The organism is Acinetobacter sp. (genome assembly GCF_041911495.1).
Taxonomy (GTDB): Bacteria; Pseudomonadota; Gammaproteobacteria; order Pseudomonadales; family Moraxellaceae; genus Acinetobacter.
In genome coordinates this window covers 1-9820 of the sequence record NZ_JAYROT010000004.1, presented here as the reverse complement: position 1 = coordinate 9820, position 9820 = coordinate 1, and the positions used below count along the sequence as shown (strand labels likewise).

Annotated in this window: 11 protein-coding genes and 1 pseudogene; 8 read left to right on the top strand and 4 right to left on the bottom strand. The window is 38.7% G+C overall.

From position 1 onward, the window contains the following. Window positions 1–95: 95 nt before the first annotated feature. From ACE3PQ_RS00230 to rpoH, 3 genes are all read left to right on the top strand, one after another. Window positions 96–818, top strand: coding sequence for a UDP-2,3-diacylglucosamine diphosphatase (locus ACE3PQ_RS00230; protein WP_374294095.1), 723 nt, complete (start codon window positions 96–98; stop codon window positions 816–818). Window positions 819–820: 2 nt separating this feature from the next. Beyond that, a complete protein-coding gene (locus ACE3PQ_RS00225) occupies window positions 821–1108 on the top strand; it encodes a sulfurtransferase TusA family protein (RefSeq protein WP_374294093.1) in 288 nt (95 codons plus the stop codon). Window positions 1109–1239: 131 nt separating this feature from the next. After that, window positions 1240–2109, top strand: a complete 870-nt coding sequence (gene rpoH, locus ACE3PQ_RS00220; RefSeq protein ID WP_241571118.1) for an RNA polymerase sigma factor RpoH — start codon at window positions 1240–1242, stop codon at window positions 2107–2109. A gap of 47 nt (window positions 2110–2156) precedes the next feature. Here rpoH and ACE3PQ_RS00215 read toward each other — a convergent pair whose 3' ends face one another. Continuing rightward, complete coding sequence (locus ACE3PQ_RS00215; RefSeq protein WP_374294090.1) at window positions 2157–2669, bottom strand: hypothetical protein; 513 nt, start codon at window positions 2667–2669, stop codon at window positions 2157–2159. A 166-nt stretch (window positions 2670–2835) separates the two neighbouring features. On the opposite strand from ACE3PQ_RS00215, the gene ACE3PQ_RS00210 reads away from it, so the two are divergent. From ACE3PQ_RS00210 to ACE3PQ_RS00200, 3 genes are read left to right on the top strand one after another with little or no spacing between them, the layout of a single operon-like run. After that, window positions 2836–3231 carry a DUF423 domain-containing protein gene (locus tag ACE3PQ_RS00210; RefSeq protein WP_374294088.1) on the top strand — a complete coding sequence of 132 codons (396 nt, stop codon included), beginning with the start codon at window positions 2836–2838 and terminating at the stop codon, window positions 3229–3231. Window positions 3232–3238: 7 nt separating this feature from the next. Further along, a complete protein-coding gene (gene thiS, locus ACE3PQ_RS00205; RefSeq protein WP_298891222.1) occupies window positions 3239–3436 on the top strand; it encodes a sulfur carrier protein ThiS in 198 nt (65 codons plus the stop codon). 10 nt (window positions 3437–3446) lie between these two features. Next, window positions 3447–4259, top strand: coding sequence for a thiazole synthase (locus tag ACE3PQ_RS00200; protein ID WP_374294086.1), 813 nt, complete (start codon window positions 3447–3449; stop codon window positions 4257–4259). 104 nt (window positions 4260–4363) lie between these two features. Here ACE3PQ_RS00200 and ACE3PQ_RS00195 read toward each other — a convergent pair whose 3' ends face one another. From ACE3PQ_RS00195 to ACE3PQ_RS00185, 3 genes are all read right to left on the bottom strand, one after another. Beyond that, window positions 4364–6106, bottom strand: a complete 1743-nt coding sequence (locus ACE3PQ_RS00195; protein WP_374294085.1) for a hypothetical protein — start codon at window positions 6104–6106, stop codon at window positions 4364–4366. Window positions 6107–6557: 451 nt separating this feature from the next. Continuing rightward, window positions 6558–6944, bottom strand: coding sequence for an SCP2 sterol-binding domain-containing protein (locus ACE3PQ_RS00190; RefSeq protein ID WP_241571112.1), 387 nt, complete (start codon window positions 6942–6944; stop codon window positions 6558–6560). Between the two features lie 229 nt (window positions 6945–7173). Continuing rightward, complete coding sequence (locus tag ACE3PQ_RS00185) at window positions 7174–7785, bottom strand: carbonic anhydrase (RefSeq protein WP_374294082.1); 612 nt, start codon at window positions 7783–7785, stop codon at window positions 7174–7176. Between the two features lie 247 nt (window positions 7786–8032). Between ACE3PQ_RS00185 and ACE3PQ_RS00180 the strand changes: the two genes are divergently transcribed. Continuing rightward, window positions 8033–9073 (top strand): alpha/beta fold hydrolase, encoded by a 1041-nt coding sequence (locus tag ACE3PQ_RS00180; protein WP_374294080.1) that lies wholly within the window; start codon window positions 8033–8035, stop codon window positions 9071–9073. Between the two features lie 104 nt (window positions 9074–9177). After that, a pseudogene (locus tag ACE3PQ_RS00175) lies at window positions 9178–9820 on the top strand (hypothetical protein); the annotation flags it as partial.

The window sequence follows — 9820 nt, the reverse complement described above, 5'->3', positions numbered from 1 at the left end:
ATGACATATTAATCGCGATCCAACCCCCCTTTAAAAAGAGGTGGGTTAGGGAGGATTACTATTTTTGATCATAAAGAGGCTTGGCTGAAATTATCATGCAACAATTATTCATTGCTGATCTGCACTTATCTGATGATCACCCTCGATTAATTCGAGGGTTTTTATCGTTATTAGCGCACTATCAATCCGAGCCAAGCGAACTGTATATTCTCGGAGATTGGTTTAATGTCTGGCTCTCCGATCGTGACCCAAGCGACTGGCTATTGCCAATGGTCAAACAGCTCCGTGAGTTTAGTGCCACAGGCAATCAAGTCTATTTTCTCTGTGGCAATCGTGACTTTGTACTTGGGCAACGCTTCTTAGATCGTTTTGGTGGAAAATTACTGCAAGAACCTTATATCTATCAATGGCAAGGCTTAACCGTCCGCCTCGAACATGGCGATGCACTCTGCACCGATGATGTGGAATATCAACGCTTTAAACGCATTATTCGCAATCCTATCTTACTTGGTTTTTTAAAACTTTTTCCGTTTTATCTCAAACGTCGTCTTGCGGATTATGCACGTCGAAAAAGCCAAAGCCGTCAGCAAAATGCGCATTACCAACCTGTCGATGTCAATCAATCTGAAGTCGTTAAACAAATTCAAAATGTCGATTTATTGATTCATGGTCACACCCATCGCCCTGCGATTCACAGTTTAGAGAATGATAAACAACGCATCGTACTTGGCGATTGGCGAGAAGATACAGGCACAGCCAAGATTTTATTGTTAAAATCAGCACAAGACATTTCATTTTTTGATTGGCAGTTTGAATGATCATGGCAACTGAAACAACGCAAAACGCTTCACAACTCACAGCAGATTTTACTGTGGATGCCCGTAATCAACCTTGCCCTATGCCGATTCTGATGCTCAAGCGATTATTGAAAACCATTGATAAAAATAAATCGTCTAGCGAAAATTCAAACTCAAAAAAACTGATTTTAATCAAAGCGACTGATCCCAATAGCCAACAAGATTTAGCGCATTTTTGTCAGATACAACAATTGAAAATTGTCCAGCAAATGATTGTTGATGATGAATTTCACTATTATATTGAAAAATAACCCTTTTAAATTTTACAATGCACACCATATCGCATTAATTACTTACACATTTACACGTAATCCTACTTACATGCGATTAAGGTTTAATTATTATATGGTTTTGGGAATTTCATCCCTATCAAGGAGCTTACATGGCCACTGACAGTAGCAACCAATTGATGCCCCTGTCATTGACTGCACCTGGTGTAAATCTCGGTGCGTATATTAGTACGGTCAATCAAATACCGATTCTCACTGCGGAGCAAGAAAAAGAACTTGCCGACCGTTATTATTATGATCAAGACCTGGATGCTGCCAAGCTATTGGTGATGTCGCATCTTCGTTTTGTGATTCATATTGCACGTAGCTATGCAGGCTATGGCTTGCCACAAGGCGATCTAATTCAAGAAGGTAATCTCGGCTTGATGAAAGCAGTCAAACGCTTTGACCCGACGATGGGCGTACGTTTGGTATCGTTTGCTGTGCATTGGATTAAAGCGGAAATCCACGAATACGTGATCCGTAACTGGCGTATTGTCAAAGTAGCGACGACTAAAGCACAACGTAAACTATTCTTTAATCTGCGTAGTCTAAAAAAATCCAGTAAAAAGCTCACACTAGCAGAAGCACAAGCGATCGCCAATGATCTGAATGTGACGCCTGAACAAGTACTGGAAATGGAAGGTCGTCTCACCGCCTACGATGCAGCCTTTGAAGCGCAAAATGATGATGACGATGAAAGTCACTACACTGCGCCTGCGTTATATCTTGAGGACAATCGTTATGACCCTGCTCGTCTAGTCGAAGAAGAAGACTGGGAAGAGCAAAGTAACAATGCACTACATGATGCGATGGAACAGCTCGATGACCGTTCACGCAGTATCTTGCAACGTCGTTGGTTGGATGATAATAAATCGACATTGCATGAGCTAGCAGCGGAATATAACGTATCTGCGGAGCGTATCCGTCAGCTTGAAAAAAATGCGATGGAAAAAATCAAAACCGCAATGTCAGCGGGCTAAATAAACGGTTTGCTAAAACTTTGCCCTATTCCTCAAACTTACAAAATTTAGTTTGTCGCTTGGGGCAAAAATAATTTATTGAATTTTGAATTACTTGAATCACACAGTAATGTCAGTTCAAACATTAATTCGATCATAAAATCAGCTAACTCCTCAGTAGTCGTTTTTATCTTTTTTCGTCCAATTATCTTCCCACTCGAATCGACTTCATGAATATTGACTTCTTTTAAGTGATATGTACTTTTTTTCTGCTCGGCGAGTTCTTTTAACGATACTTTGTCCCAATCAATAACATCTGGTGTAAAACTAGACCTTGAAAATTTGATTTCAGTTTTACAAGCCTCATTTGTATAACTTTTAATCGCAAGTGTGTCGTATAGTGCAGAAATATACGTTTGCTCATTGCCCGCATTTAGATCTATTAGCTTATTCAAGCAATTCACAGCATCCTCTTTTGACTTACTGCATTGTTGCCTTTCATGTGGTTGCAAATGCTTAATTTCAGCAAATACGGTAGGGCTAAATAAAATTAACGTGGCACTGAGCAAAAGTCCTTTCATCGCTTATTCTCCAATAATTTACATGGCTAATTTATTTCTCAAATATAATATAAGTAAATGCAAAGTGGAATAAAGATTGATCTATAAATGCAATTCGTACATAGGCATAAAAATAACAATCCTCTATACTACTCGCACTCATTTAAGCACTTTGCTCGGAACGACTATGTGGATTGGTATCGCTGCCCTTAACTTAACCTTAGCCGTGATGCTCGGTGCGTTTGGTGCACATGGCTTGCAAAAGATCGCCAATGCACAACAGCTGACATGGTGGCATACGGCGACTGAGTACTTTTTCTACCATGCTCTAGGTTTGTTGCTCCTTGGCATCATGGCAAAAGTGCTCCCCGCTTTTACGATCAAAATGCCCTTTTTATTCATTCAAATTGGTATCGTACTTTTCTGTGGTTCGTTATACATCATGAGTTTGGGTATGCCACGTATTTTGGGTGCGATTACGCCGATTGGTGGATTATTGATGATTCTTGGCTGGTTGACATTGGCTTGGCAAGCCTTTAAACAGCAACAATTTGAGCATATTAATTTTAAAATTGAAGATTGATTTAACCATGAATATTTTTTTAAATGGCGAAGCGCAAAATATAGAATTCAGCACTTTATTTGAATTGGTGCAGTCACTACAACTTGATGGCAAACGCTTTGCTGTAGAAGTGAACGAACAGATCGTGCCAAAGAGCCGTTTGGTGGAAACCATGATCCAAAACAATGATAAGATTGAGATTATTCAAGCCGTAGGCGGAGGTTAAAGGCAATATTATGCAACACGACATAACGTACGGACATTCAAGTGATTCATCTTTTAAAATTGGACAACGTGAGTTTCATTCACGTCTATTGGTCGGCACAGGCAAATATAAAGATTTAACCGAAACAGGTTTAGCGATTGAAGCCAGTGGTGCTGAAATCGTCACTGTCGCAATCCGCCGTGTCAATATCGGACAAGATCCAAGCCAACCGAATCTACTGTCCGTGATTCCACCTGAGAAATACACCATTTTGCCCAATACCGCAGGCTGTTTTGATGCGCAAAATGCCATTCGCACCTGTCAGCTTGCCCGTGAACTCCTTGATGGGCACAACTTGGTAAAATTGGAAGTCTTGGGCAATCAAGAAACACTTTATCCCAATGTGGTTGAAACCATAAAAGCCGCTCAAGTACTGATTGATGAGGGCTTCGATGTCATGGTCTATACCTCAGACGACCCAATTGTGGCACAAGAGCTTGAATCAATGGGCTGTGTTGCCATCATGCCTTTAGGCAGCTTGATTGGTTCAGGATTAGGGATTTTGAATCCCCATACATTGTCGATCATTATTGAAAATGCAAAAGTACCTGTCTTAGTCGATGCAGGTGTTGGTACAGCAAGTGATGCAGCGATTGCAATGGAATTGGGTTGTGATGGTGTGTTGATGAATACCGCAATTGCGCAATCGCAGCAACCAATGTTGATGGCAAGTGCCATGAAAAAAGCAGTTGAAGCAGGGCGTGAAGCCTTTCTAGCAGGTCGCATGCCACGTAAACGCTTAGCCAATGCCAGCTCGCCTGAAACAGGTTATTTCTTTAAGTAATCTTTATTGGAGCAGCGTTTTCAGCGTAGCAAATAGTCAAAAATCATAAAAAAACTGCGATGACGTTCATCGCAGTTTTTTTGTAATTACAATGTGTGTCTCATTTAATTCGGTAAGCGAGGTTGTGCTTCCAAAACACTACGTTTCAAACGACTATAGACTGTTTCAAGGTTAAAGTCCGACAGGTCTTTTTGCACTTTAAACATAATCGGCAACTTATCAATACCCGTTTCACCCTGATTAAAAGCTAAGAATACATTATCACCTTCAAGCGAAAATGATTTCTTATTCTCAACGATCGTCACACAGTAATTTTTATATTGCTTTGGAATATTCATCAAATCATGGAATGCAGATTTTTTAATCACCATCATTTCATGATAAATCTCTTGATAGCGTTTTAAACTTTGATTCCGACCAGAGAAGAATCCTGCTAATGCGCTTTTCTTATTCGGTGCGCCTTGATTACGTTCAATCTCTTTGAGTTCGAGTTGCAATCCACGATACCAACTCATTTTGTTATCAAAGCTTTCAAACAGTAAGTCTAATGGCTGTTTTGCAACATCGCCTATCATTCTTAAATCATTTGCGCTGATATTGACAAACAAATCACTACGACGGCGTTCAAGCATCTTCATATAAGAAATAATTTTATAACCAAAAACCTGAACTTGGGTATTTAAGAATAAAAGTGGTTGCTGTTTAAACACATCAAAACTATTAATCATATCTTGGAACATATGCTTGATCGTATGATACACATAATCGTATTCATCTTGATGTGTAATAAAGCTACTCATCGCCTCTTTTAACGGTTTCAATATAATCAAGTGAATCAAGCTTTCGATATTCGACAAATGATTTCCAACGATCAAGTCGATATTACTTTCTTTAAACTCAATCGGTTGAGTAAACATCGGCATGATTTGATTGTTAAATGCGGTCTGTGTATTTGCAACAAAATCAACCACAGATTGATTTAAGTTATATTCCACTGTCACCATATTTGAGATCAAGAATTTAAACTTCTTAATATCATTCATCTCATCAGAAGCAACCAAAGGCAATGCCAAGGCATAGATATAAACTTTCGGACTATGCTCAACAGTCTGCTCAAGCAAATAGCGACGAATTGAGAAAATATTCTCATCAAAGCTACGTCCAGGGGCAACGAGGAAATAATATTTACTGGTTTTTACCACATAAAATTTACGAATGGTCGCTTCTTTACGAATAATATATTTGAAGTACATATTGTCTTCATTACTGATTTCATAGCTACTCATGCGCTTGAACCAATAATCTAAGAGCTCATGTTTGATATACACTTCTAAAATATAGACTTTGAGTTCTTCTTGCGTCATACCACGTGTATTTTTGGGAATCTCAAAATTTTTATCTTTAACCATTTCAGCGATTTGATACAAAAAGCTTTTCTTCACTTGATAAAGCTTGTCGCCGAGACTGATATCATCTTCTGAGTCAATCGCATTAATTTGTCGAACAATATTTTCCACATATTCAGCAAAGAAGATTGCGTTGTTATTTTCTTCAATAAAGCCAAGCGATTCAATAATATGATCGAGAATATTTAATATCCTAACATCATCTTCCATGGTGTATTTTAGCTTATCTAAGCTGATCGCAGGTTTTGAATCAAAATGATTATTCTGTGCAGACCAAGTGATGCTTTTGCTCTGTAAAATCTGACGATCTATCTCATCTTTGAGATGTTCATCATCAATTTTTGTAAAAATGCTTTCTAAACGGGTACGCCAGTCAACATCCAAAAGCGGATCGATTTGCAACAAATCCATTCGCAACAAATAAGGAATATACTGTGACATGACACCAACTCACACAAGATTAATTTTATGTGATGATATTATCATTTTATTACATAAATTGTCTATTTTTTAGTTAATCTATGACTTCGTATTTTAGGGTCTGTTGGCATTCCACAGATGCTTGCGACAACGGATGCTTTTTAGACGATACTAGGCAGGAATGAGGAAGTTTAGTCATTCTAAATAACTCATTTCTAACGACGTATGAGACGCACTGCGTCGCAAGGAAAGCATCCTTGTCCTGAAAGGTTATGGCTAAAATTGCCATAAACTTCGTTATGAAACTTGGCAAGGGAGTGACCATTCCCTTCATTTCATGCCTCGTTTATGTGATTTTAGCCTATAACGCAATGCATGGTTGAAATGTCAACAGACCCTACTCAACTTTAACTATAAAAAAACCATGCAAAATCAGTAATCTTGCATGGCTTTACATTGCTATTCGCTCGTATTAGTTGGTATTTTCTAATACTTTTTTGAACAATGCTTTTTGTTCTGCACTTGGCTGAGCAGTTTGTAATGCCATCAATTGGCTCATATCGCCCTGCACTTTGATCTGCCCAGTCATGAACGCTTGCATTGCTGCATTCATATCGAACTCAAGGAATACTTTACGTAATGTATCCGCATCCATGTTTAAAGTCGTTTTCGCACTGTCAGCAAGACCTTTTTGAATCTTACCGCCGTCCAAAGCAAGCTCAGTATTTGAACCATCTGCATTGCCAACAACTAAGTTAAGCGCAAGGCTTTGTAGTGCCGGTGGCAAGTTTAAATCTCCTGCTTCAGCAGTCAGTTGCTCTACAGTATTAAACCAATCTTCAGATAAAAAAGCAGGCATGTGTATTCCTCGTTTTTCCTTGTTGAATCACTTTTATCAATCCTGTAGATCGCCCACGGTGTTTGCGTAAGTCGATACAAGTTGATCTGTCCGCACTTGTTATAACACGACAAGCACGGATTACCATAGCCAAATTATAACTTTGGATTCATTTTTTCGGTCAATTGATTACATTGTGTAGCAATTTTAGAAAATTTATATGGAATTTTCCAAACTACCTTTATCTTCATTAGTAATCAAAGAACTCAACCACACCTGTTTCAAGTGAGTATTCAGCACCTACAATGACCAATTTCCCTTGCTGAGTGAGGTTTTCCAATACTGCCGAACCATGACGTAGCTGATTAACCGAAGCGAATACATTTGCCTTGACTGCATGTTGAGAGAGTTTATCTACGTCATTTTTCAAATCGGTTTGAAATAATATTTCAACCGCAGGTCGCACTCGATTGACGATCGACATCAGATTGCTAGAATGTGTCGTATTAGGATTCAATAAATTATGAATGGTTGATTTGATGGCACCGCAATGACTATGCCCGAGCACAACAACCAATGGACAGCCAAAACTTTCCGCTGCAAATTCGACACTACCAACTTGAGATGGAGCGACAATGTTGCCCGCAACTCGAATCACGAACAGATCTCCAAGACCTTGATCAAATACAATTTCCGCAGGTACACGCGAGTCTGAACAACCCAAGATAATGGCAAAAGGATTCTGCGCATCTGCAAGATTAGCACGTGCCTGGTGAGAAAGATGCTTATGCTGTACTTCACCATTGATAAAGTTGATATTGCCATCTTTGAGACGTTGTAAGGCTTCTTGAGCGCTGATCATTGCAAACTTTTCCAACTTAAATTTGCTTTTATTTTAAAAGGCTGCAACTCAGTTGTCATTGATTAAATTTGTTATTTTTTGAGAGACACTAAAATTTATTCTTTTTTTAGATCTCTAAAATTTTATTCAATATTCATTCATTCATCGCCTTGATCATTCTGCCCAAAACCATGTGATTTAGGCAAATTACACAAGCATTCATTTTCAATTATAGTAAACTCAGTTCATCGCTAAGGATTAGCCATTTATGTCAAACAATAAATATAACGTGATATCGCAAAGTCTCAATTCAAAACTTAAAATTGTGCTTCTGACTGCTGTGATCAGTCTTAGTTGCGCATACCCCACAGTGTATGCCAAATCGAATGATCAAATTAATACCACATTTAGCTTAATCCTAACGCAAGAACGTACTTGGGCAGGTCTAAAAAGTCAGCAAAAACAAGTCGCCGAAATTGAATGGCACTACAGTGAAGGCGGTGATGCAAGCAAACCCACCATTCTTTTGATTCATGGACTATCTGGCACACGTGACAATTGGAATCGTGTTGTACACTATTTGACGCCGTACTACCACGTCATCATTCCAGACTTGCCATTTCATGGTGACACCAAAGTGCCAAAAGATTTTGATTCTTCTGTACCCAATCTCACTGAAAAATTAAAACGCTTCACCGAAGCATTAGGTATTAATGATTCCATTCACGTTGCAGGACATTCTCTCGGTGGCGCAATTGCTTATCTTTATAGTGCGCAGTACTCTCACAAGATTGATAGCTTATTGTTGATGAATGCAGCAGGTGTCTATAAAACAGCGAATACAGTTTATCTTAAAGACCCGACCCAACTAAAATCTCTCATTGTTGATCAATCGGGTGACTTTGATCAGTTGTTAAAGCTTGCGATGGCAAACCCTCCATTTATTCCTAAAGAAATTTTGAAGGAACAAGAAGCTTTAATGATCAAAAACTCATCACAAACGCAACATGTGATTGATCAAATTGTCATGATTCAAAAAGCCTTTACACCTGACAGCTTTGCGATGGCAGGTCGTATTATTGATTCACCTATATTAATTCTTTGGGGGGATCAAGATCGTATCGTCAATAAAGAGGTCGCTCAAGAACTACAATCCTTACTTAAAAATGCCGAAAAACCAATTATCTATAAAGGTGTTGGGCATATGCCACTTCTTGAGTTGGATCAAGTAGTTGCACAGGATTATCTCAAGTTCTTAAATAAAGTTCAGCTTGCAAAGAAAAAGCAAAGCACGCAAACTGCACCTTAAACCGAATTTGGAAAAGCTCATTTTAGATGGGCTTTTCTTTTAGTCTTTTTCTTCTTGTACTTTTCCTTACAGTGCCAACTTTTTCAGTGAGCGTTTGAGAATATATGTCTACGATCAATCCCAAAGCCCAAGCCTTACTCGATGCACAAATCAAGTTTATTGAAGTACAACTAGGTCAAAAACAAACGATTATTGATGAGTTTATGGGATTTTTTGAATGGCTCACCCAGCAAAAAGTTGGCGATCTTTGGCGACATCCGCAAGTGAATGCGCTGTTACAACAGCAGATTCTCAATACCAAAGCTTCAACAAGTCTTATCACATTGATTGAACAACATATTGCCCTTGCCCTTGAACATCCTGATAATGTCAGTACAAAAATTGATGACGTGCTTGACGTGAATACTGTTGATGAAATCGCTCAATATATCGCATCTAAAACTGAGCACCGCAAAGCACTGATTAAGCAATTGGTAAATAACTCTGCTTATGTCGAACTGATGACCAATATTGTGCAACAAAGTATCAAAGACTTTATGGACAATGCCATGCTGAGTAAAAAAGTCCCTGGTATGGGCTCATTGATGAAGGTTGGAAAATCTGTACTGGAGCGTGCATCTGACAATTCACTCGATGATAATCTACGCAACTACCTACATAAGAATTTCGCTAAAATTAGTAGCTTAAGCGAACGATTAATCAATCAATATCTCGACGATGATAAGGTTTATCACCTACAAGCAAAGT

Bases quoted from the DNA above. Each gene is read 5' to 3' on its own strand.
- ACE3PQ_RS00230 (WP_374294095.1), top strand. From the start codon at position 96: ATGCAACAATTATTCATTGCTGATCTGCACTTATCTGATGATCACCCT.
- ACE3PQ_RS00225 (WP_374294093.1), top strand. From the start codon at position 821: ATGGCAACTGAAACAACGCAAAACGCTTCACAACTCACAGCAGATTTT.
- rpoH (WP_241571118.1), top strand. From the start codon at position 1,240: ATGGCCACTGACAGTAGCAACCAATTGATGCCCCTGTCATTGACTGCA.
- ACE3PQ_RS00215 (WP_374294090.1), bottom strand. From the start codon at position 2,669: ATGAAAGGACTTTTGCTCAGTGCCACGTTAATTTTATTTAGCCCTACC.
- ACE3PQ_RS00210 (WP_374294088.1), top strand. From the start codon at position 2,836: ATGTGGATTGGTATCGCTGCCCTTAACTTAACCTTAGCCGTGATGCTC.
- thiS (WP_298891222.1), top strand. From the start codon at position 3,239: ATGAATATTTTTTTAAATGGCGAAGCGCAAAATATAGAATTCAGCACT.
- ACE3PQ_RS00200 (WP_374294086.1), top strand. From the start codon at position 3,447: ATGCAACACGACATAACGTACGGACATTCAAGTGATTCATCTTTTAAA.
- ACE3PQ_RS00195 (WP_374294085.1), bottom strand. From the start codon at position 6,106: ATGTCACAGTATATTCCTTATTTGTTGCGAATGGATTTGTTGCAAATC.
- ACE3PQ_RS00190 (WP_241571112.1), bottom strand. From the start codon at position 6,944: ATGCCTGCTTTTTTATCTGAAGATTGGTTTAATACTGTAGAGCAACTG.
- ACE3PQ_RS00185 (WP_374294082.1), bottom strand. From the start codon at position 7,785: ATGATCAGCGCTCAAGAAGCCTTACAACGTCTCAAAGATGGCAATATC.
- ACE3PQ_RS00180 (WP_374294080.1), top strand. From the start codon at position 8,033: ATGTCAAACAATAAATATAACGTGATATCGCAAAGTCTCAATTCAAAA.